This is a genomic window from Streptomyces sp. CB02009 (genome assembly GCF_001905825.1).
Classification (GTDB): domain Bacteria; phylum Actinomycetota; class Actinomycetes; order Streptomycetales; family Streptomycetaceae; genus Streptomyces.
Genome location: NZ_LIVV01000001.1, coordinates 219,123 through 240,006, shown reverse-complemented (window position 1 = coordinate 240,006; position 20,884 = coordinate 219,123). Strand labels below are relative to the sequence as shown.

Below are 20,884 nucleotides of genomic sequence, written 5' to 3'. Positions count from 1 at the left end.
AGTGGGGGCCTCAGTGGGTGGCGCGGCGGGCGTGCTCGGTGATCAGCCGGTGGAGGCGGTCCGCCATGGCGACCGCGAACGACGGGTCGTTGATGTGGGCGTCGAGTTCGTGGACGCGGACCTCGCCGCCGCGCACGGCGGCGCGCAGCGCGTCGAGGCCCGACCTGTCCGCCTCCGGGTCCGCGAAGGGACCGTCGGCGACGTCCACGGCGGAGATGCCGCGCAGCGGCCAGAAGACCTCGGCCGGTCCGCGCGCGCCGCGGAGCTTGCGGCCCATGACGGCGCCGAGGTCGGCCATCTCGCGCGCGGTGGTCCTCATCAGGGTGACCGTGGCGTTGTGGACGAGCAGCCGCCGTTCGGCGAAGCGCTCGGGAACGGTGGCGGCGGGACCGAAGTTGACCATGTCGAGCGCGCCGGGGGCGACGACCTGCGGAATGCCCAGGGCTCCGGCGGCGGTGAGCCGGGACGGGCCCGCGCTGAGCACCCCGCCGACGAGTTCGTCGGCGAGTTCGGTGGTGGTGAGGTCGAGGACGCCGTCGAGCATGCCGTCCCTCGCGAGTTTCTCGACGGCCCGGCCGCCCGCGCCGGTGGCGTGGAAGACGAGGACCTCGTAGCCGAGTTCGGCGAGGCGGGCGCGGGCCGTGTCGACGGCCGGGGTGGTCACGCCGAACATCGTGGCCGCGACGACCGGCCGTCCCCGGCCCGCCTGCTCGTCGTGGTTGCGCTCGTGGCGGCGGGCCATGCCCGCGGCGGCGGCCGCGGCGTTGCCGAGGACCTCGCAGGAGACGGAGTTGAGCCCGGAGATGTCGACGACGCTGTACATCAGGGTGAGGTCGCTGCTGTCGACGTACGGGGAGACGTCACCGCCCGCCATGGTGCTGACGAGCACCTTCGGTACGCCGATGGGCAGGGCCCGCATGGCCTGGGCGGCGACGGCGGAGCCGCCGCTCCCCGCGGCGGCGAGCACGGCATGCAGCCTCCCCTTGCGGTAGAGGTCGACGACGACCCGGGTCAGCCCCTGGGCCATCGCGGCGACTGCCGCGCCGCGGTCCCCGTCGGCCCGCAGCCTCGCCAGGTCGTGGCCCGCGGCCCGCGCGACGACGTCGGCGGTGACGTCGGCCACGGGCGCGTGCGCGGGCGCGGGCGTGGTCCCGGTGTCGACGAGGAGGACGTCCGCGCCGTACTCCCTGAGCCGCTCGCGCAGCCAGGCGTACTCCTCCCCCTTGGTGTCCAGTGTGCCGACCAGCACGACGGTCGCCATGCGCTCACCCTTCTCCTGATCCGGCCCGATCCCGGCCGGTCCCCCGCCCGTTCCCGCCTCCGGGTCCCGTCGCCCGGGGCCCGCCGTCGTCGATCCTCCGTCGTGCGATCTGCGGCGACAACGACCACTCTGGCCGGATTGGCCTGCGTGGTGGCGCAAGATGGTTGCCATGGCCCGGATTGCTTCGACCCGTTTGTCCCGACTCCTCACCGGCTGGTCGTCGGAGGGGCCGGGGCCGCTTCCCCGGCGGCTCGCGGACGCGCTGCGGGAGCTGGCCGCGCGGGGCGACGTCGCGGGCGGCACGGTCCTGCCCTCGCAGCGCGAACTGGCCCTGGTGCTGGGCGTCAGCCGGTCCACGGTGACGGCCGCGTACGGCCTCCTGGAGAGCGGGGGCTGGCTGGAGAGCGTACGGGGCAGCGGCTCGCGGCTGCGGGGGTCGGGGACGGCCGACGGGTACGTCACCGAGGGGCGGCTCGTGAGCTTCGACGCCCGGTCGCGCACGGCCGTCTCCGCCGGCGGCGCGGACCTGTCGAGCGGGGCGCTGCCGGGGCTCGGCGCGGTGGGCGAGGCGGTGGCCGCGCTGACCGGCGGGGACGTCGGCGCGCTGCTCGGGGACGACGGGTACCACCCGTACGGGATTCCCGCGTTGCGGGAGGGCATCGCCGCGTACTACCGGGCGGCGGGGGTGCCGACGGAGGCGGACCAGATCCTGGTGACGTCGGGTTCCCAGCAGGCGGTGTGGCTGGTGGCGCAGGCCCTGGTCGAGCCGGGCGACACGGTGGTCGTGGAGAACCCCACCTACCGGGGTGCCCTGGAGGCGCTGCGCGCGCGTGGTGCCCGGCTGGTGCCGGTGGGCGGTGACGGTCCCGCCGACGGCGGACAGTCCGCGGACGCGGCCGCGCTGCGGCGGTTGTGCGCCCATGTGCGGCCCCGGCTCGTGTACCTCCAGCCGACGGCGCACAACCCGACGGGGCGCAGCATGGACGGCGCGGCGCGGCGCGCCAGGAGTGGCAGCGGGTGCTCGGGGAGCGGGAGTTGTTCGTCGTGGAGGACACGGCGTGCGCGGAACTGAGCCTGGGAGACGCCGCGGACGGCAGGGACGGGGCGGACGGGAGGGGCGGCAGAGGCGGGGCGGACGGCAGGGACGTCACGGACGCCAGGGACGGCACCGGCGGGGTCGACGAGGCCGCCCCGGTGCCGCTCGTCGCCGAGCTGCCCATGGGCGCGTCGGTGACGGTCGGCACGCTCTCGAAGCTGTTCTGGGGTGGTCTGCGCGTGGGGTGGGTCCGGTCCTCGCCGCAGGTGGTGGCCCGGCTCGCGAAGATCAAGACCTCGGTGGACCTGTCCTGCTCCGTCGTGGACCAGCTCGTCGCTGTCCGGCTCCTCGACCGGCTGCCGGAGGCACGCGCGCGTCGCAGGGCCGAGTTGCACGGCCGCCGGGACGCGGCGGAGGCGCTGCTGCGGGCGGGGGCGCCGCACTGGGAGTGGACCCGGCCCGCGGGCGGCCCCGCACTCTGGGTGCGGGTCCCGGGCGCGGACACGGAGGCCCTCGCCCAGCTGGCACGCCGTCACGGCGTGTCCGTCGTCCCGGGGTCGGCCTTCTCCCCGGTGGACGGCTTCCGGGACCGGCTCCGGCTGCCGTACGGGCACGGGACGGACGCCCTGGCGGCCGCGCTGCCGACGCTGCTGGAGTGTGCGGAGCGCGCGGTCGGCTGACCGTCCCCGGCGCGGAGCGCGCGGTCGGCTGCCGGTCCCCGCCCCGGCGAGGGCGGTCGGCTGACCATCCCCGCCCCGGCGCCCCGGGTCCCTCAGGGATGCATCCGTGCGCCCTTGAGCACCTTGTCGACCACGTTGCGCGGCCCGTACACGGCGAGGCCCGCCAGATCCAGCCCGTCAGTCCCCACCGCGCGGACGGCGGCGCGGTTGTCGCGGTCGTTGCCCGTGGTGAACAGCTCGGTCGTGAACACCGCCCGCGGGAGCGCGCGGGAGAGGGCACGGGCGTGCGCCGCCGTCAGCGTCTCCTTCGCCCCCTCGAAGACCAGCACGGGCTGGCGGAACATCGGCAGGTACCGGGTGCCGTCGGCGTCCGCGTACGGTTCGCCGATCACCTCGGGCAGCTCCGTGCCGAGGCCGCTGACCAGGAAGGCGGTGACGTTCAGCCGCTGCCAGGTCTCCAGGTCCTCCCGCAGGAGTACGGCGATCTTGGTGTCGAAGCGGACGGGTGCGGTGTCGGTGGTCGTCATGGTCCGAGACTGCCGACCCGCCCGCCGTACCGTCTTGTACATTCCTTGCATGGTGGCCGGTCAGCAGGTCTCGGCGTGGCGCCCGCACGTGCCGGGAGTCGTCGAGGTCTTCCACGCCCGCTTCACCGCGCACGCGTACCCGATGCACGTCCACGACGTGTGGACCCTGCTCATCGTCGACGACGGGGCCGTCCGCTACGACCTCGACCGGCGCGAGCACGGCACCCCCGGCGACACGGTGTCACTGCTTCCGCCGCAGGTTCCGCACAACGGCTCGCCGGCGACCCCGCACGGATTCCGCAAGCGGGTGCTCTACCTGGATCTGACCCAGCTGGACGAGAGCTTCATCGGCGCGGCGGTGGACGGGCCCGATCTCGTCGATCCGCTGCTGCGCCGGCGCGTCGGCCAGCTGCACGCGGCGCTCGCGGACCGGGGCGGCGAGCTGGAGGCGCAGAGCCGGCTCGCCCTCATCCGGGAACGGCTCCGCACCCGTCTGCGGCCCCGGGCGGTCGCCCGCGCGCGCCCGGCCGATCCCGGGGTGGCCCACCGGCTCCGCGAGCTCCTCGACGCCCGGCTGCTCGAAGGGGTGACCCTGGACGAGGCCGCGCGGATCCTGCACGCCCATCCGACGCATCTGGTACGGGCGTTCAGCGGCGCCTTCGGCATCGCCCCGCACCAGTACCTGACCGCCCGCCGGCTCGACCGGGCCCGCCGGCTGCTCCTGGACGGGCGGCCGCCGGGCGAGGTGGCGACGGCGACCGGGTTCTACGACCAGTCGCATCTGAACCGCTCGTTCAAGCGGCTCGTCGGCACGACGCCGGGGCGCTTCGCCCGGAGCGGCGGGAACCCCTCGACCCCACTCCCCGTTATACCCCCTACGGGTATGACGAGGAGGCTACATGACCACCAGAAGAATGACCGCGCTCTCCCCCGAGCAGGCGCCGGGCCGGGCGGGTGAGCTGCTGACCGACATCGCCCGACGGCACGGGTCCGTCGGCGAGATGGTGTCGACGATGGCGCACTCACCGGCCCTGCTCGACGGCTACCTGAACCTCTCCCGGGCGATGAAGCGGGTGAAGATCCCCCGCGCCCTCAGCGAGAAGCTGTCCCTCGCCGTGCAGGAGTGGATCGGCTGCGGCACCTGCGCCGAGGCGCACCGTGCGGCCGGCCGTGCGGCGGGCCTGAGCGAGACGGACCTCGAACTGGCCCGCCAGGGCACGTCCACCGACCCGCGCGAGGCCGCGCTGATCGGCCTCGCGCTGCGGGTCCTGGCCGAACCGGGGTCCCTGTCCGACGAGGACGTCGCGGAGGTGCGGTCACACGGCTGGAGCGACCGGGTCATCGCGGAGGTGGTCGGAGTGGTCACTCTCAACCTGCTGACGGGCGCGTTCAACCTTCTGGCGGGCATCCAGCCGGAGCGCGAAGCCTGAGGGTGCCGCCGAACGGCGCGACGCTGTCGCGGAGCCCGGCGAGTCCAACGATTTCGGCGCGCCTCCGCGCACCGCCGCGCGCCTTCGCTCGTCCCGCGCTCAGGAAGGCGGGTTCGCGCGGTCGGAGTCGCCGCGGAGGACGCAGAACTCGTTGCCCTCGGGGTCGGTGAGGACCGCCCACCCCGTGCCGTCGGGGTTCCGGTGGTCGCCGGCCAGGGACGCTCCGAGGGCCAGGAGGCGCTCGATCTCCGCCTCGCGCGAGGTCGTCGGGCGCAGGCACAGATGGAGGCGGTTCTTGAGGGTCTTGGGCTCGGGAACCTGGTTGAAGTAGAGCACCGGGCCGCCCTTGAGCATCACCTGGGTCTCCGGGTCGCCCGGTCCGCTCGAAGGGTCCAACGGGGAGCCGGTCACCTCGCTCCAGAACCGCGCCAGCCCATAGGCATCCGCACAGTCGACCGCCACGTTCTGCACCACCGAATACATGCGGTCCACCATGCCGTATGAGCGGCATCGGACTCCATCAGGGGGTCTTCTCCCGGGGCGCCGGGGCCCGGAGGCCGCCCGGCGGTTCCGCCCGGCCGGCGAGGACGCCCGAGAGGATCGCGCGGGCGGTCGTCAGCAGCTCGGCCACCTGAGGGCTCGTCAGCGCGTAGTACACGGCCGTGCCTTCGCGGCGGGCGACGACCATGTTCGCCCGCCGCAGGACCGCCAACTGCTGGGAGAGGTAGGCCGGTTCGACACCCGTGTCGCGGAGCATCTCGGCGACCCCGTGCTCGCGCTCGCTCAGCAGCTCCAGGACGCGGATGCGGACGGGGTGTCCCAGTGTCTTGAAGAACTCGGCCTTCAGTTGGTAGAGCGGCGTACTCATCGCACCCACCCCGCGCGTCTCATCGACCCGGCACTCTGCAGCATGCCCCCATCCTCGCTCCTGTCGGAGCGGAAACGCACCGAGGACGGCTCCGCGGCCGATCATGGCCGGAACCTGCCAGGACGGGCCGGTACTTGGGCGGTACACGGACCGTACGTGAGCGGTACGTGAGCAGTACGTGTGCCGTACGTGTGCCGTACGTGGGCCGTACGTGAGCGGTGGCGCCGCCGGGGCGGTCAGGCGGTCGGCCAGGCGTCGCTGCGCCAGGCCCGCTGCTCCACGCCCGCGTCGCGGTGCGCGGCCAGCGCCGCGGCCAGGTCGCGGTGGACCAGGACCGGGGGGCCCTCGCCCGCCGGGACGAGGGAGCCGTCGGCAGGAATCGCGGCCAGTTCGAGGGCACGGCCCTCGGCCCGCAGCCGGAGCGCGGCCTCCGCGACGGCGAGCTGCCCGCCGGCCGACCAGCCCCGCAGCCGGGTCAGGTCGAGGACGACCGGACCCGTGCCCCGCGCCACCGCCCACCCCACGGCCCCGGTGAACCGTCCCACGGCGTCGGCTCCGAGGAACCCGGCCAGGGACAGTACGCCCAGGTCCTGCTGGACGGTGTAACGCCATTCGATGGTCATCTGCGTCGTCATCCTTCTCGTACGGCGGTCACTGCGGGAGCACGGACTGGGGGCACTGACGGGGGGCACGGGCCGCGGAGGCGCGTGCTGCCGAAGCGGGGGCGGGGGCGGGAGACAGGGCCGCGGGCCGGAGGCGATCTCGGCGAGGATGCGCCGGGCGGCGCGCATCAGCTGGGCCACGTCCCCGCCGGCGAGCGTGTACACGACGGTGGACCCCTCGCGGGCCGCGGTCACGATCCCGGAGCGGCGGAGCACGGCGAGCTGCTGCGAGAGTGCCGCCGGTTCGATCTCGATCCGCGCGAGCAGTTCCCGTACCGGCATCGGCCCGTCCTGGAGCAGCTCCAGGACCCGGACGCGGACGGGATGGCCCAGCATGCGGAAGAACTCGGCCTTGGCCTGGTGCGGCGGGACCGGCACGGTCTGTCCTCCGGGGGCACGGGGGCGCGGGGCGGGTCGCCGCGACCCGGCGGCTCCCGACGGGCACGGCCTGACCAGGATGTATCGAATTGCAGAAATCTGCAATTTGCCTTTCACGTACTGAGACGGGTTCCGGAGACCGGTCTCCGGCGCGACCGGTCTCCGGAACCGGGAACAGACTCCGCGTTCCCGGGGCTGCACCAGACAGCTCGAAGCGACAGCCGGAACGGACAGAAGGAAGCACCATGAAGATCGGCATCATCGGCGCCGGCAACATCGGCGGCAACCTGACCCGCCGCCTCACCGCCCTCGGTCACGACGTGTCCGTGGCCAACTCCCGCGGCCCGGAGACCCTCGCCGCGCTCGTCGAGGAGACCGGCGCCACCGCCGTCACCGCCTCGGAGGCCGCCCGGGGCGCCGAGATCGTCGTCGTGACGGTCCCGCTGAAGAACGTCCCCGACCTGCCGGCCGGGTTCCTCGACGGCGCGGCGGAGGGGTTCGCCGTCATCGACACCGGCAACTACTACCCCCGTGAGCGCGACGGCCGGATCGCCGCGATCGAGGACGAGGGCCTGACGGAGAGCCGCTGGACCGAGCTCCGCATCGGCCACCCGGTGATCAAGGCCTTCAACGGGACCTACGCGCAGGACATCCTGGACCGGCCGCGCCCGGCGGGCGACCCGGAGCGCCTGGCCCTCCCGGTGGCGGGTGACGACGCGGCGGCGAAGGAGAAGGTCCGGCTCCTCATCGACGAGCTGGGCTTCGACTCCGTGGACGCGGGCGGGATCGACGACTCCTGGCGCCAGCAGCCGGACACCCCGGTCTACGGCCTCCGGGAGGGCGTGGACGCCGTGACGAAGGCGTTGGGCGCCGCCTCTCCCGAGCGCCCCGAGGGCTTCCGGGGCTGACCACGCCCCCTCCGGGGCCGGCCTCGCCGCGCGCTCCGACCGGTTCGCGCCGCCGCCGGCCCCGGGCACTTCCCCGCCACAAAACCCGAACAAAGCTCTAGTTACGGCTGCACTAGGGTGTGCGCCATGTCTCCTAAGCAGCAGCGTGGCGAGGCCACCGTCGAACGTCTGCTGACGACGGCACTGAAGGTGTACGCGGACTCCGGCCAGGAGGGATTCACCGTGAACGCGGTGACGGCGGCCGGTGGTGTCAGCCTCGGCAGCCTGTACCACCACTTCGGCAGTTTCGACGGCCTCGCCGCCGCTCTGTACATCCGGTGCACGGAACGGTTGTGCGGCGAGGTCGTCGCCGCCCTCGGCCGCACCAGGACGGCCCGGACGGGAGTGCGGGCGGTGGTCACGGCGTACCTCCGGTTCACGGAGGAGAACCCGGACGCCGCCCTGTTCATCCACGCCTCGGCGTACTCGGGCCGTCTCGTCGCCCACGCCGAGCGGATCCGGGCTGCCGAGGAGCCGCTGCTCTCCGCGATCGGGGCGTGGCTGCGGCCCTTCGCGGAGGCGGGTGAGATCGCGCCGACTCCCGAGCCGCTGATCGAGGCCCTGGTCATCGGGCCGACGGCCGAGACCGCGCGCCGCTGGCTCTCCGGCGCGCACGACGTGGACCTCGCGCAGGCGGGCAGGATCCTGCCGGACCGGATCTGGCGTTCCCTCCGGCCGGAGTGACGGCGCGACCCGGGAACCTCAGCCTGCGGCCGGGCCCGCGAAGGTGACCTCGGCGGCCCGTACGGTGACCTCCGCGTCGCTCCCCAGGGCGTAGGCGGCGACCCGGGAGACCGTGGCGGCCGGGACGACCTCGCTGATCCCGGGCGCGGCCGGCACGTCCTGGGTGGCGTGGGCGTCGTGCGGGACGACGACGCGGTAGCCGCGCGCCAGCGCCGTACGTGCCGTCGCCTGCACACACATCTCGGACATCACACCGCAGACGGCGATCGCGCGCACGCCCGCGTCGGAGAGCACGACGCCGAGCCGGGTCTCCTCGAAGCCGTCGTCGTACGGCTTGCGGATGACGAACTCGCGCGGCCCGGGCGCGACGGGGTGGTGGAGCTCCCAGCCCGGCGTGTGGGGTTCGTCCTCCGCTCCGGGCGGTCCGTCGTTCTGGAGGTGCACGACGAGCGCGCCGTCCCGTCGCGCCCGCGCGAGGAGGTCCGTCGTACGGTCGACGAGCCGCGCGGCCGCGGGCACGGCCCCGTCACCGGTGACGAAGGCGGTCTGCACGTCCACGACGATCAGCGCGTCGACGGGCGGGGTGGCGGGGGTGTGTGTGGCGGGCGGGGCCGTGTCGGCGTGCTGGCTCATCCGACCATGATCCCGCCCACCCGCCGCCGGTGCCAGGGGATTTCGGACCGTCCCGCCCGCGGTTCCGGCCGTCCCGTCCACGCCCACGCACGTGTCCGCGCCGACCGCTTCGTACCGGCACGGGCACGGGTTCGCGTATCGCGGGTGTATCGAAAACCGCATACGCCCCCGCAACCGCCCTTCCACTTCCATGAGGGCATGACATCCAGCGCCCCGCCGCCCGCCCCGCCCCGCCGCACGCGCCGGACCGTGCTCACCGGCCTGGCTCTTCTCGGCCTGGCGGGCGCGCTGTACGTGGTGCGGGGGCCGCTCATGATGTCCGCTCCGCGGTGCATGGCCGGGCGGTGGCACGGCTGCTTCGACACCTTCAACGGTGTGGTGCTCATGACGCTGGTCGCGGTGCCGCTGTCCCTGCTCGTGGCGGGGGCCCTGGCCCTCCGGCGGCGGGCGGCCGGCCGCGCACCGGCCTGGCGGCTGTCGCTGGCCGAGGTGGGCATGGTCCACGGGACGGTGCCGTTCCTGTGGCTGACGCTGATGCCGGGCGCCGCGCCCAGCATCGCCCCCGCCCGGGTGAGCCTGGTACCGCTGCGGGACCTGGTCACGATGGGGACGCTCGGCATCGTCGGCAACCTCCTGGTCTTCGCCTCGCTCGGCTTCTTCGCCCCGGTGCGGTTCGCGGCACTGGCCTCCGTTCCCCGGATCCTCGCGCTCGGCGCGGGCTGTTCGGTCCTGGTCGAGGGCGCCCAGTACGTCTTCCGACTCGACCGGGTGTCCTCCGTGGACGACGTGCTGGTCAACGCCACCGGCGCCGCGTTGGCCGCGCTGGCCTCGCGGCACTGGTGGCGCACCGCGGCGGAGGCGCCCACGGACGGGCCCCGCCCCGCCCTGGCATCGGCGGCCTGAGCCGTGAGTCCGCCGCGTCCCCGGCCTCGGGCACCTCGGTGCCGGGTCCCGGTGCTTAGGCTTCAGCCATGCGCGTACTGATCGTGGAGGACGAGCCGTACCTGGCCGAGGCCGTCCGTGACGGGCTGCGGCTCGAGGCGATCGCCGCCGACATCGCCGGAGACGGCGACTCCGCCCTGGAACTGCTCGGCGTCCACTCCTATGACATCGCCGTCCTCGACCGGGACATCCCCGGCCCCTCCGGCGACGAGGTCGCCCGGCGCATCGTCGCCTCCGGGAGCGGCATCCCGATCCTCATGCTCACGGCAGCCGACCGGATCGACGACAAGGCCTCGGGTTTCGAGCTGGGCGCCGACGACTACCTCACCAAGCCGTTCGACCTGCGGGAGCTGGTCCTGCGGCTGAGGGCGCTCGACCGCAGACGCGCGCACGCCCGGCCCCCGGTCCGCGAGCTCGCCGGCCTGCGGGTCGACCCCTTCCGCCGGGAGGTCTTCCGCGACGGGCGGTACGTGGCGCTCACCCGCAAGCAGTTCGCCGTCCTCGACGTCCTCGTGGCCGCCGAGGGCGGGGTCGTCAGCGCGGAGGAGCTGCTCGAACGGGCCTGGGACGAGAACGCCGACCCCCTCACCAACGCCGTACGCATCACCGTCTCCGCACTGCGCAAACGGCTCGGCGAACCGTGGCTCATCGCGACCGTGCCGGGGGTCGGCTACCGCATCGAGGCCGCCCCCGGCACCCCCGACACCCGCAGCCCCGGCACCGGCCCCGCGCATGACTAGACGGCGAGGGCTCAGCGCCCGGCTGAAACTCACCCTCAGCTACGCCGGGTTCCTCGCCGTCGCCGGCGCCCTGCTGCTGGCAGTGGTGTGGGGGTACCTGCTGCGCTACGTGCCCGACAACCCCCAGGGCCTGCTGGGGGTCTCGCCCAACCGCTGGCTCCTGGTGCGCACCTTCTTCCCCGCCGCCGCCGTGGCGATGGCCTGCCTCCTCGTGTTCGGCCTGGTCGGGGGATGGCTCCTCGCCGGCCGGATGCTCGCACCGCTCCACCGGATCAGGGACGCGGCACGCAGGGCCGGGGAGGGGTCGCTGTCCCACCGGATCCGGATGAAGGGCCGCCAGGACGAGTTCCGTGAACTCTCCGACGCCTTCGACTCGATGCTCGGGAGGCTGGAGTCGCACGTCGACGAGCAGCGCAGGTTCGCCGCGAACGCCTCCCACGAACTGCGGACCCCGCTGGCGGTCTCGCGGGCGCTCCTCGACGTCGCCCGCGAGGACCCCACCCACGACCGCGAGGAGCTCGTCGAACGCCTGCGGACCGTCAACACCCGGGCGATCGCGCTCACCGAGGCCCTGCTGGTGCTCAGCCGCGGGGACACCGGCACCTTCACCCGCGAGAACGTCGACCTCTCCCTGCTCGCCGAGGAGGCGGCCGAAACGCTGCTCCCCCTCGCCGAGCGGCGCCGCATCACGCTCGACGTCACCGGCACCGCGGCCCCGACCAGCGGCTCCGCGGAGCTCCTGCTGCGGATGGTCACGAACCTCGTCCAGAACGCCGTCGTCCACAACGTCCCCGCCGGAGGCACCGTCACGGTCCACACCGGGACGGAGGGCGCCGGGACCGGCAGGATCGGGACGGGCGGGGGCGGTACCGGCGCCACGAGTGTGCTGCGGGTCGAGAACACCGGTCCTCCGCTCGCACCGGAGGTCGTGCCGACGCTCACCGAGCCGTTCCAGCGGGGCGCGACACGCGTGCGCACCGACGAGCACGCCGGCGTCGGCCTCGGCCTGGCCATCGTGCGGAGCGTCGTCCGCGCCCACGACGGCTCCCTCGACCTCGTCGCCCGCCCCGCCGGCGGCCTGCTCGTCACCGTCCGGCTTCCCGGCGCGCCCTAGCCGTCGTCGTCCGCGGGCGGGGGCCCGGCAGGGGGCACGGCGGCGAGCGGGACCTCGGGCGCGGCCTCGGACTCGACAGGCGTGGGAGGCGCGGACCCGGCAGGCGCGCCGGGCACGGACCCGGTAGGCGTGGCCGCCGCGGCCTCGGCCGCGGCGGCGCTTCGGCGGTCCGCTCGGGAGAGCAGCCAGTGGCCCGAGGCTCCCGTCGTGAAGAGGCCGGTGACGAGCGCGGCAAGCGAGGCGCCGGGACCCGAGGTCCAGTCGACCGACCGGTGGTGGACCGCGAGGACGAGCACCATGGCGAGCGCGATCAGCGGGACGGCCCGCAGCGCGGGGCGGATGCGGGTCAGATCGTCCTCGGCCAGCGCGCCGAGGACGCCGACGCCCAGCGCGAGCGCCCAGACTCCGAGGCCCTGCGCGTCCGCGCGGTTCACCGTCCACGGCAGGAGCGCGCCCCAGAAGCCGGGGAACGCGAGCAGCCCGGCGCCGATGCCGAGCCATCCCGAGCCGACGACGGCGAGCGGCGGCTTCGACCAGCCGGGCAGCGGTGCGACCGGGTGCCGAGGGGCCGCGCCCGTGCCGCCGGCCGGTCTCCGGTACTGCGCGACCAGGCATCCCAGCGCGCCGAGGGCGAGCAGCCCGAGCACGGCGACCCAGCCGAGGCTGAAGAGGGCGAGGAACAGTGGGCCGCCCTCGGCCGCCTGGAGGGAGCCGCCGTTCAGCAGGCTCACCGCGAACAGTCCTGCCAGCACGATCACCAGCGGCAGCACCAGGCTCCGTACGTCCTCCCAGCGGCGCGCCCGCCCNCGCGGCTCCGACGAGCCCGGGGCTCAGCGCCTCCGGGGACACCCAGGGGCCCGCCGCGTACCCGAACAGGCTCGTCACGGTGAGCAGGGCGCCGGTGGCGAGGCTGATGCCGCCCACGACGGCGCTCAGGACGACGATGCCGGGTGACAGTTCCTTCCGGACGGCCATCAGTTGCTCCCGTCCGCTCCGACCGGCCGCGTGGCCGCACGAGCGGGTGGGGCAGGGGGATCCTCCGCCGACTCCCCCTGCCTCCTGAGGACTTCCCGTCCGTGCAGGACGCGCAGACTCACCACCGCGACCGCCGCGTACGCCAGCATGCCCGCGCCGATGCCGACTCCCGCGATCAGGGACGTGAGCCGGTCGAGGCCCATCGTCCGCTCCAGTACGGGCACCGTGACCGCCGAGAAGGCGGGGGCCAGGCACTGGGCCGCCAGGTGCAGCCGCCACTCCTCGCGCGCCCAGACCGCTCGCCGCACCCGGGCGCGCATCGCGCGGACCGCGACGACGGCGTACGTCAGCACGTACGGGACGAGGTACGCGACGAGCAGCCTCCGCCCCTGCGTCCCCTGGCCGAGGAGGGCGTACACGATCCAGCCCAGGCCCGCGGCGCCCAGGACGTGGGCGGCGACGAGGACCGGGCCCGGGGCCCAGGTGCCGGTCGCTCCGGGAACCCCGGTCCGCCGGTCGAGGGCCCGGGAGGCCAGGAGCGCGCCGAAGGCGACGAGCGCGCCGAGGTGCATGATCGCGACGCGGTTGATGTCCTGGAGGGAGAGGCCGGGGTACAGCGCGGGCAGGACGCCCCATTCGATCCGCAGCAGCGGAGCCGTCATCAGGAAGCCGTAGCAGAGCAGCAACCAGCGCTGGTGCAGGTCGGGGAAGCCCCGCACGGCGGCGAGGACTCCGAAGGTCACGCTGCCGACCGTGCCCACCAGGATCGTCGCGAGCACGATCCAGAACGCGGCGCCGCTGAAGGCCTCCGCGGGCGGGGTGCGCAGGAGGTAGAGCGCCGCGCCGGCCATCGACACGTACACCGTGGCGGCGAAGACGGTTCCGAGGGCGCGGTGCAGCCGGATGCGTCGGCGTACCGCCGAGAGCAGCTGCACGGGACCGAGCAGCATCAGGAGGCCGCCCAGGACCGAGTGGACGATCAGCGGGACGAGACTGCGGGTGTACGGTCCCATCCGGTCGCGGACGGCGTCGGCCACGAACTCCGCGGAGACGGACCGGCCGAGGAGCCACTCGCCGAGGGCGGGAGCTCCGGGGGTGGCGTACGGCCAGAGTTCGGTCATGGCGATCGGCGCGTACACGAGGCAGACCACCGTCACGGCGACGGCGGACACCCGCCCCCACCTGATGCCCGCACCGGAGCCGGCACGCGCGCCCGGACCCCTATCGGTACGCGCGCTCGTCCTCGCATCCGTGCCTGTATCCGTGCCCGTGCTCGTCGAACGTCCCACGGCGCGTCCCCCTCCACCGTCCGCGGCACCGATCCCACCGCGATAGTCCTTTCTGGACTATGGAGGAAGGTAGGGCGGAGCACCGCCGGGGTCAACCGGTCAGTAACAACAATCGGGTCCCGGGGAGGGGAATCAGGGTTCGCGGCTCTCGACCCAGTGCCAGAAATCGACCATCATCCGCTCGTACCGGATGCCGAACTCCAAGGCCTCGCGCTGCCCGCGCGTCAGCAACTCACCTACCCCTCCGGCGAGTTCCTCGTACTCGTCCAGGGTCCGCCGGTGCTCCTCGATCTGCACCGGGGCGTGGACCCGCGGGCTCGCCCCGAACCACAGCTTGAGGATGCCGCGCTCGCGAGCCTCGACCGGGACGAAGGCGGGGTCGGCCAGCCAGCCGCGCAGCGCCTCCGCGCCCTCCTCGGTGAGCCTCATCAGGCGCCGGTTCCGGCCGCCGGGCTGCCTGACCTCCGAGAGCAGCCCCGCCTCCAGGAGCCGGTCGCACTGGGCGTAGACCTGCGCGTGCGGCATGGACCAGAAGGGCGCCACGGTCCGCGCGGCCTCGACCTTCACGTCGTAGGGGCTGGCCTCACCCAGCTTGTCGATGATGCCCAGCACGAGGAAGGAGGGCGTGGTCAACCGGACGTCAGACATGCGTCCGACGGTATCGCGAGGGCGCGGCCGCACCCCTCCCTCCGACGCTGGGAGCCGCCTACGGGGCGGGCCTCATCACGCCGGGGCCGTACAGCAGGGGGTCCGCCGGGTCCCAGTGAGGGGCGACAAGGTCCGGCAGCCCGGCGGACGGCGCCGGGTTCCACCCTTCCGGCAACTCCCCCGGCCACCCGTCGACCGGCCCCTCCACCGGCTCCCCCTCCGGCGCCGCTTCCGGGTTCAGGACGTCGTCGAGTTCCGTCAGGCGGATGAGGCGGAGGATCCACGGCTGGTCGCAGACGAGCCGCCAGTGCGACCCCCGCTGCCGGGTGCGCACGGCGCAGTGGGCGAGGAGGCCGAGCCCGGTGGCATCGCAGAAGGTGAGGCGCCGGATGTCGACGGTCAGGGCGTCGGACTCCCGCACGAGGGCGTCGAGCTCGGGCCGCAGGTGCCGTACGAGGACGAGGTCGAGCTCGCCCCGGAGGGCGGCGACGGTGACGTCGCCGGTCGACCGGACGGCCAGGTGGGGGTCATGGCGGGGAATCAGCTGCATCGGGCGCTCCACAGGGTGGCTCCATGTGTCGCTTCGAGCGTGGACGCCTCCCTTCCGGGAGGGACGTTTCGCCTCGGCCGCTGTCACCTGAATCGGTGAATGTTCGAGCCACTTCCCCTCGTACGGACGAGCGATGTGCGTACGCACGGCCACATGCTCGGGTCTGCACCCCCGCCTGCGTCCGCGCCGTTCAGCGCTCACCCTCGGAGCCCGGGCCCGCGGCGGACGCGGCGAAGGCCTCCTCCTTGATCCGGTCGAACTGGGCAGCCATGGCGGCGGAGAGCGCCTGCGCGGCGGACAGCGGCCGGACCATGACCATAAAGTCGTCGATCCTGCCCTCCTCGTCGAAGTGGAGGAAGTCGCAGCCGTTGATCTCCATGTCGCCGACCTTCGCGGTGAAGACGAGGGCGTGGTCCCGGCCGTCGTCGCTCCCGATCTCGCGGACATACGTGAAGTCGGTGAAGACGCGCATCACCCCGCGCAGGATCGCGGCGGTGATGGCCTTGCCGGGGTACGGGCGGAAGGCCACCGGGCTGGTGAAGACCACGTCCTCGGCGAGCAGCGCCTCGATGGCGGCGTGGTCCCGGTTCTCGACGGCGGCACGGAAGGGGTGCATGATGACTCCTATGCAACTTTTTGATTAGGTGTAGATGCAGCTAACCTCATCGCCCGGGAGACGTCCAGGGGCCCGGCACCGGACGCGGGCCGGCCGATCCCCCGCCCTCACGGCCTACGCCTGAACCGTGATCGCCCGCGCATGACGACGGGCGGCGGGTCGGCCATACTGGCCCGCGGCATTCCAACGGGGGCGTGCCGCACAGGGGGTGGCGAGTGGACGGCGTTGACCTGCCGGAGCGCATCGGCGACTACGCCGTGGAGCGCGAGCTGGGTTCGGGCGGCATGGGGACGGTGTACCTGGCGCGGTCGCGGGGCGGACGCACCGTGGCGGTCAAGGTGGCACGCCCCGAGCTGGCCGCCGATCCGCACTTCCGTGCCCGGTTCCGCGCGGAGGTCGACGCCGCCCGCAGGGTCGGCGGGTTCCACACCGCCCAGGTGGTCGACGCCGACCCGGACGCGGCCGCTCCCTGGCTCGCGACCGCCTACATCGCGGGGCCGACGCTCTCCGGGCTGCTCGCCGAGCGGGGTCCGATGGACGAGGCCCGACTGCGCCTGCTCGGCGCGGCGTTGGCGGAGGCGCTGCAGGCCATCCACGGCTGCGGCCTGATCCACCGCGACCTGAAGCCCGGCAACATCATCATGGCCGACGACGGTCCGCGGGTGCTCGACTTCGGCATCGCCCGGGCTCTGGAGGCGACCCGGCTGACCTCCACCGGCGCGGCCTTCGGCACCCCCGGCTTCCTGGCCCCCGAGCAGGCCCAGGGGCTCGAAGTGGGCGGCTCCGCCGATGTGTTCGCGCTGGGCGCGGTGCTCGTGGCGGCGGCCGGAGGGCAGCCGTTCGGGGAGGGCACCCCGATGATGCTGATGTACCGGGCCGTGCACGAGCCGGCGGACCTGTCCGCGCTGCCGGAGGGCATCCGCCCGGTGGTCACCGCCTGCCTGGCCAAGGACCCGGCGCACAGGCCCACTACCCGGGCGCTGTTGGACCTCCTGGCGCCGATGAGCACCGCGAAGCCTGCGCCGGACGCGGCTGCCCACCCGGCGACCGAGGTCTCCCCGGTGACACCCCCGCCGACACTCTCGCCGACACCTCCGTCGACGCCGACCCCGACCGCCGTGTCGGCCGCGGCGCCGGCCGCCGCCGGGGGTATCGCCGACGCGGCGACCGTCTCGGCCCACCCGGAAGCAGCGGCGGGGGGTGCCGGTTCGCCGCCGGGAAAGCGGTCCGCCGGTCGGGTCGTCGCCGCTGCCGCCGGAGCCCTGCTGGTGCTCGGCGGCGCGGGCTACGCCGTCTACTCGTACGACGACACCTCCTTCCCCCCGGCCACGCACGAGCTCGTGCTGCCCGAATCGATGGTGGACGGCGCGTACGGGCGCGACGTCGAGCACCGGCTTCCCCCGGACCCGCTGCCGGACGACGCGGGCCGGAAGGGGGCGACGCACTACTCCGCCGACTACACCGTCACGAGTGCCGGCACCGAGAAGGGGGTCGCGTTCCGCACGGTGGAGGTGTACGGCTCGTCCGGACGGTACAAGGACCCGGAGGAGCACAGGGACGGCCTGATGGACGCGATGACCCTGACGGGCAGCGAGACCGTCAGCGATCCGCCCAGGACGATCAGGCCGCCCGGCTCGGACGTCGACATCCGCTGCGAGACGGTGGACGCGAAGACCGTGTGCGGCTGGGGCGACGCCAACTCGACCGTCGCGATCGGGTTCACCCCGAGCGCCCCCCTCGACGTGGCGGCGGAGGAGACCCGGAGGATACGCGCCGAGATCCGCAGGCCGATCGCGACCTCGACGGACACCCCCTAGGGCCGGCGGCCCGCCGGGCCCGTCACCGCCGACAGCGGGATCCGGCGGAACTCCACCCTCTCGTACGCGCTCCCGGTCCCGGTCTCGTGGAGGAGTCCGATCGTCGCCTCGTCCAGCCGGACGAGGTCGGAGTAGGCGGCCTTGTCGCGGGACACGGTCAGCCTCCGGGTGAAGGTCAGGCCGCCGTCCTCGCTGCTCCACAGGGCCGGTTCGGCGCGGGCCGTCGGCACCGACGGGGCCGAGAACAGCAGGCTGCCGCCCGGCCCGCCCACGTACAGCAGACTGCCCTGGACCACGGGGACGCCGTCCAGGCCCGGCGGGGGCGCGAAGGGGCGCAGCAGACGGGTCCCGCCCATGGACGCAGGGGCGCCGACGCGGTTGCCCGGTCCGGTGCCGAACTGGTCGCGCGCACTGAAGTACAGCCTTCCGTCGGGCAGTTCAGCCGCGGTCGACTCGTTGGTGTTGACCGTGCCGTCGTACGTGTCGTCCACGAAGCCCAGCTGCCAGGAGCGGCCGCCGTCGTCGCTGTACAGCGCGTGGGCCCCGTAGTAGCGGGGCTCGCGGCCGGTGTCGTCCGAGCCGTCCGGGGGCGCCGCCGAGTGGTTGGCGGGCACGACGAGGCGCCCGGTGTACGGGGGACGGGTCAGCGCGACGGCGTGGCCGGGGCCCGTGGCGTACCAGCGCCAGTCGGGGCGCTTGACGGAGGCGGTGATCTCCCGGGGCTCCGAGAACGTCCGCCCGTCGTCGGTGCTCCGCTGGACGAACACCCGCCGGCTGCGGGCGGCGGGGACCTCGCCGGCCAGGATCTGCGCCTCGGTCGCCCCGCCGCCGTTGTACGAGCTCAGCAGGACCACGTCGCCGGAGCGCGGGTCGACGACGGGCGCCGGGTTGCCGCGGGTGTCGCCGCCTCCGGCGGCGGCGACGCGCGCCGGCCCCCAGGTGCATCCGCCGTCCTCGGACCGCCGCACCACGAGGTCGATGTCCCCGCTGTCCCCGGCGCCGCCGACCCGCCCCTCGGCGAAGGCGAGCAGGGTGCCGGCCGGGGTCCGTACGACGGCCGGGATGCGGTAGGACACGTACCCGCCGACGCCCGCGGTGTACGGGACGGAGGCCCCGCACAGGCCCTCGTCCCCCGGAACTCCCGCCGCCCGGACGGCGGGTTGCGCGGCCCGCTCCCGCGGGGCGGCCGACGCGCCGGGCGCCCACCCGGCGGCGGCCGGCCCTCCGAGGGCCACCAGGAGCCCCGCCACGGTCCCAGCGGTCACACGCCTCACGGGGGATACCTCCGGTGCCGCTCACCAGCTGACGCCACCGCCCACCGGGACATCGCCGGGGGCGGCTCCGGTCGCCGACTGTAGCCCGGCGGACGCCCCGTACCCCGGAGCGCACCGCCGAGGCCGTGGCCCCGGCCGGCCCGGCGGCCGCCGCTCCCCGGGCCGGGTCAGCCCGCGAAGCGCGCCATCCAGGACTCGACCTCGGCCGAGGAGCGCGGCAGGCCCGCCGACAGGTTCTCGTGGCCGGCCTCGGTGACGACCAGGTCGTCCTCGATCCGGACGCCGATGCCCCGCCACTCCTCCGGCACGGTCAGGTCGTCGGGCTGGAAGTACAGCCCGGGTTCGACCGTGAGCACCATGCCCGGTGCGAGGAGGCTGTCGACGTACTCCTCCGTGCGGGCCTGCGCGCAGTCGTGGACGTCGAGGCCGAGCATGTGCCCGGTGCCCGCCATCGTGAAGCGACGCTGGAGCCCCAGGGCGTACGCGCGGTCGACAGGGCCCTCGATGAAGCCCCACTCGACGAGCCGCGCCGCCAGGTGCCGCTGGGACGCCTCGTGGAAGTCGCGGTACGGGGCACCCGGCTTGACCGCGGCCATGCCGGCCTCCTGCGCCTCGTACACCGCGTCGTACACCTGGCGCTGGACCGGGGTGAACGTGCCGCTGATCGGCAGCGTGCGGGTGACGTCGGCCGTGTAGAGGGAGCGGGTCTCCACGCCGGCGTCGAGCAGCAGCAGTTCGCCGGGCCGGACCGGGCCGTCGTTCTCCGTCCAGTGCATGATCGTGGCGTGCTCGCCGGCGGCACAGATCGAGCCGTATCCCACGGCGTTGCCCTCGAGCCGCGCACGCCGGAAGAAGGTGCCCTCGATCCACCGCTCGGAGGAGGCGACGGCCTTCGACAGCTCGGCGACGCAGTCGGTGAACCCGCGGACGGTCGAGTCGACCGCCTTGCGCATCTCGCCGATCTCCCACGCGTCCTTGACGAGCCGGAGTCCGGAGAGCGCCTCCTCCAGCTCGTCGTCGCGCTCCTCGTCCGTGCCGACCGCGGCTTCGAGCACCGGGTCGACCCCGCGGACGATCCGGGTCGGCACACCGGAACCGGCGGCGAGGTCCTCGGCGATGGTCCGGACGTCGCGGCAGGGCAGACCGAGGACGACCTCGGCCTCGGCGAGCGAGCGGCGCCGGCCCATCCAGAGCTCGGCCGTGTAGCCGATCCAGAACTCGTCGTCGTCGCGGCTGTCGCGCGGCAGCTGGTAGCAGAAGGCGTCGTGGCCGCCGTCCGCGCGGGGTTCGAGCACGAGGGCGCCGTCGCGCGCCTGGTCGCCGGTCATGTGCACGTATCCCGTGTACGGGCGGAAGGGGTACGTGTCGTCGTTGGAGCGGGTCTTGAGGTTGCCGGAGGGGATCACGAGGCGCTCGCCGGGGAAGCGCGCGGAGAGCGCGGCGCGGCGGCGGGCCGCGTACGGGGCCTGCTCGTCGGGCTCGAGCCCGTGCCGCTCGGTGTCCGCCCACCCCGACCTCATCAGGGTGGAGAGCTCCTCGGAGACGCCTTCGTAGAGGCCGTTCTTGCGACCCTTCGCCACGTCCTGCACCTTCTTCCGGATCGGTTCCTCGGCCGCCGTGGGCCGGCGACGTCCGGAAGGTACTCCGCGACGCGGGCGCCGGTTGCCGAAGACGGCCAGTGGCACTGATCGGCCAGGCTCCCGCCGTCCGGCGGGGCGCCGCCGCCGTCCGGCGGGGCCCCCGACTGTCCGGTGGACGTCCGCGCGCCCCGCGTGGGCGCTGCCCCTCCCCCGCGCGCGCCGCCCCTCACCCG

General features: G+C 74.3%; 22 protein-coding genes and 1 pseudogene. 10 read left to right on the top strand and 13 right to left on the bottom strand.

Features of this window, described 5'->3' with window-relative positions; all coding sequences use genetic code 11:
- Positions 1-10: 10 nt before the first annotated feature.
- Positions 11-1,261 (bottom strand): Tm-1-like ATP-binding domain-containing protein, encoded by a 1,251-nt coding sequence (locus tag AMK27_RS01155; RefSeq protein WP_073902149.1) that lies wholly within the window; start codon positions 1,259-1,261, stop codon positions 11-13.
- 169 nt (positions 1,262-1,430) lie between these two features.
- On the opposite strand from AMK27_RS01155, the gene AMK27_RS01150 reads away from it, so the two are divergent.
- Together AMK27_RS01150 and AMK27_RS01145 are read left to right on the top strand one after the other, a co-directional pair.
- Entirely contained in the window at positions 1,431-2,333 is a 903-nt protein-coding gene (locus tag AMK27_RS01150) for an aminotransferase-like domain-containing protein (RefSeq protein WP_158076886.1), read from the top strand.
- Positions 2,306-2,977 carry an aminotransferase class I/II-fold pyridoxal phosphate-dependent enzyme gene (locus AMK27_RS01145; protein ID WP_158076885.1) on the top strand — a complete coding sequence of 224 codons (672 nt, stop codon included), beginning with the start codon at positions 2,306-2,308 and terminating at the stop codon, positions 2,975-2,977. Before AMK27_RS01150 ends, AMK27_RS01145 begins: the two co-directional genes overlap by 28 nt.
- Before the next feature lie 92 nt (positions 2,978-3,069).
- Here the strand turns inward: AMK27_RS01145 and AMK27_RS01140 are convergent, their stop codons facing one another.
- Entirely contained in the window at positions 3,070-3,504 is a 435-nt protein-coding gene (locus AMK27_RS01140; RefSeq protein ID WP_107425450.1) for a DUF2000 domain-containing protein, read from the bottom strand.
- A 49-nt stretch (positions 3,505-3,553) separates the two neighbouring features.
- Between AMK27_RS01140 and AMK27_RS01135 the strand changes: the two genes are divergently transcribed.
- Complete coding sequence (locus AMK27_RS01135) at positions 3,554-4,462, top strand: AraC family transcriptional regulator (protein ID WP_079188130.1); 909 nt, start codon at positions 3,554-3,556, stop codon at positions 4,460-4,462.
- Entirely contained in the window at positions 4,404-4,934 is a 531-nt protein-coding gene (locus AMK27_RS01130; RefSeq protein WP_073902145.1) for a carboxymuconolactone decarboxylase family protein, read from the top strand. Before AMK27_RS01135 ends, AMK27_RS01130 begins: the two co-directional genes overlap by 59 nt.
- Positions 4,935-5,033: 99 nt before the next feature.
- Here the strand turns inward: AMK27_RS01130 and AMK27_RS01125 are convergent, their stop codons facing one another.
- The 4 genes and pseudogenes from AMK27_RS01125 to AMK27_RS01110 form a co-directional block, all read right to left on the bottom strand.
- The gene (locus AMK27_RS01125; RefSeq protein ID WP_073903785.1) at positions 5,034-5,417 is read right to left on the bottom strand and encodes a VOC family protein; all 384 of its coding nucleotides are present in this window, start codon (positions 5,415-5,417) and stop codon (positions 5,034-5,036) included.
- A gap of 37 nt (positions 5,418-5,454) precedes the next feature.
- Entirely contained in the window at positions 5,455-5,802 is a 348-nt protein-coding gene (locus AMK27_RS01120) for an ArsR/SmtB family transcription factor (RefSeq protein WP_073902144.1), read from the bottom strand.
- Positions 5,803-6,038: 236 nt separating this feature from the next.
- A complete protein-coding gene (locus AMK27_RS43275; RefSeq protein ID WP_073903783.1) occupies positions 6,039-6,425 on the bottom strand; it encodes a hypothetical protein in 387 nt (128 codons plus the stop codon).
- Between the two features lie 126 nt (positions 6,426-6,551).
- Positions 6,552-6,842 (bottom strand): annotated as a pseudogene (locus AMK27_RS01110) (ArsR/SmtB family transcription factor); the annotation flags it as partial.
- Between the two features lie 89 nt (positions 6,843-6,931).
- On the opposite strand from AMK27_RS01110, the gene AMK27_RS01105 reads away from it, so the two are divergent.
- Together AMK27_RS01105 and AMK27_RS01100 are read left to right on the top strand one after the other, a co-directional pair.
- A complete protein-coding gene (locus AMK27_RS01105; RefSeq protein ID WP_274535728.1) occupies positions 6,932-7,750 on the top strand; it encodes an NADPH-dependent F420 reductase in 819 nt (272 codons plus the stop codon).
- A gap of 126 nt (positions 7,751-7,876) precedes the next feature.
- Entirely contained in the window at positions 7,877-8,473 is a 597-nt protein-coding gene (locus AMK27_RS01100; protein ID WP_073902142.1) for a TetR/AcrR family transcriptional regulator, read from the top strand.
- Between the two features lie 18 nt (positions 8,474-8,491).
- Here the strand turns inward: AMK27_RS01100 and AMK27_RS01095 are convergent, their stop codons facing one another.
- Positions 8,492-9,106: an isochorismatase family protein gene (locus AMK27_RS01095; RefSeq protein ID WP_073902141.1), complete on the bottom strand. Its 615-nt coding sequence runs from the start codon at positions 9,104-9,106 to the stop codon at positions 8,492-8,494.
- A 198-nt stretch (positions 9,107-9,304) separates the two neighbouring features.
- Between AMK27_RS01095 and AMK27_RS01090 the strand changes: the two genes are divergently transcribed.
- From AMK27_RS01090 to AMK27_RS01080, 3 genes are all read left to right on the top strand, one after another.
- A complete protein-coding gene (locus AMK27_RS01090; protein ID WP_073902140.1) occupies positions 9,305-10,009 on the top strand; it encodes a VanZ family protein in 705 nt (234 codons plus the stop codon).
- Positions 10,010-10,077: 68 nt separating this feature from the next.
- Positions 10,078-10,788, top strand: coding sequence for a response regulator transcription factor (locus tag AMK27_RS01085; RefSeq protein WP_073902139.1), 711 nt, complete (start codon positions 10,078-10,080; stop codon positions 10,786-10,788).
- Positions 10,781-11,902 carry a sensor histidine kinase gene (locus AMK27_RS01080; protein ID WP_073902138.1) on the top strand — a complete coding sequence of 374 codons (1,122 nt, stop codon included), beginning with the start codon at positions 10,781-10,783 and terminating at the stop codon, positions 11,900-11,902. Before AMK27_RS01085 ends, AMK27_RS01080 begins: the two co-directional genes overlap by 8 nt.
- 974 nt (positions 11,903-12,876) lie before the next feature.
- Here AMK27_RS01080 and AMK27_RS01070 read toward each other — a convergent pair.
- The 4 genes from AMK27_RS01070 to AMK27_RS01055 all read right to left on the bottom strand — a co-directional run bounded on the left by AMK27_RS01070 (position 12,877) and on the right by AMK27_RS01055 (position 15,980).
- A complete protein-coding gene (locus AMK27_RS01070) occupies positions 12,877-14,049 on the bottom strand; it encodes a DUF2306 domain-containing protein (RefSeq protein WP_241847261.1) in 1,173 nt (390 codons plus the stop codon).
- A gap of 249 nt (positions 14,050-14,298) precedes the next feature.
- Positions 14,299-14,814: a PadR family transcriptional regulator gene (locus AMK27_RS01065; protein WP_073902136.1), complete on the bottom strand. Its 516-nt coding sequence runs from the start codon at positions 14,812-14,814 to the stop codon at positions 14,299-14,301.
- Positions 14,815-14,872: 58 nt separating this feature from the next.
- Positions 14,873-15,364, bottom strand: coding sequence for an STAS domain-containing protein (locus tag AMK27_RS01060; RefSeq protein WP_073903779.1), 492 nt, complete (start codon positions 15,362-15,364; stop codon positions 14,873-14,875).
- Between the two features lie 190 nt (positions 15,365-15,554).
- Complete coding sequence (locus AMK27_RS01055) at positions 15,555-15,980, bottom strand: nuclear transport factor 2 family protein (RefSeq protein ID WP_073902135.1); 426 nt, start codon at positions 15,978-15,980, stop codon at positions 15,555-15,557.
- A gap of 215 nt (positions 15,981-16,195) precedes the next feature.
- Between AMK27_RS01055 and AMK27_RS43270 the strand changes: the two genes are divergently transcribed.
- A complete protein-coding gene (locus tag AMK27_RS43270) occupies positions 16,196-17,797 on the top strand; it encodes a serine/threonine-protein kinase (RefSeq protein WP_241847260.1) in 1,602 nt (533 codons plus the stop codon).
- Here AMK27_RS43270 and AMK27_RS01045 read toward each other — a convergent pair.
- The gene (locus AMK27_RS01045; protein ID WP_445194822.1) at positions 17,794-19,071 is read right to left on the bottom strand and encodes a sialidase family protein; all 1,278 of its coding nucleotides are present in this window, start codon (positions 19,069-19,071) and stop codon (positions 17,794-17,796) included. The two genes, AMK27_RS43270 and AMK27_RS01045, sit on opposite strands and share 4 nt — an antisense overlap.
- 167 nt (positions 19,072-19,238) lie before the next feature.
- Positions 19,239-20,651: an aminopeptidase P family protein gene (locus tag AMK27_RS01040; RefSeq protein WP_073903777.1), complete on the bottom strand. Its 1,413-nt coding sequence runs from the start codon at positions 20,649-20,651 to the stop codon at positions 19,239-19,241.
- Between the last annotated feature and the right edge of the window lie 233 nt (positions 20,652-20,884).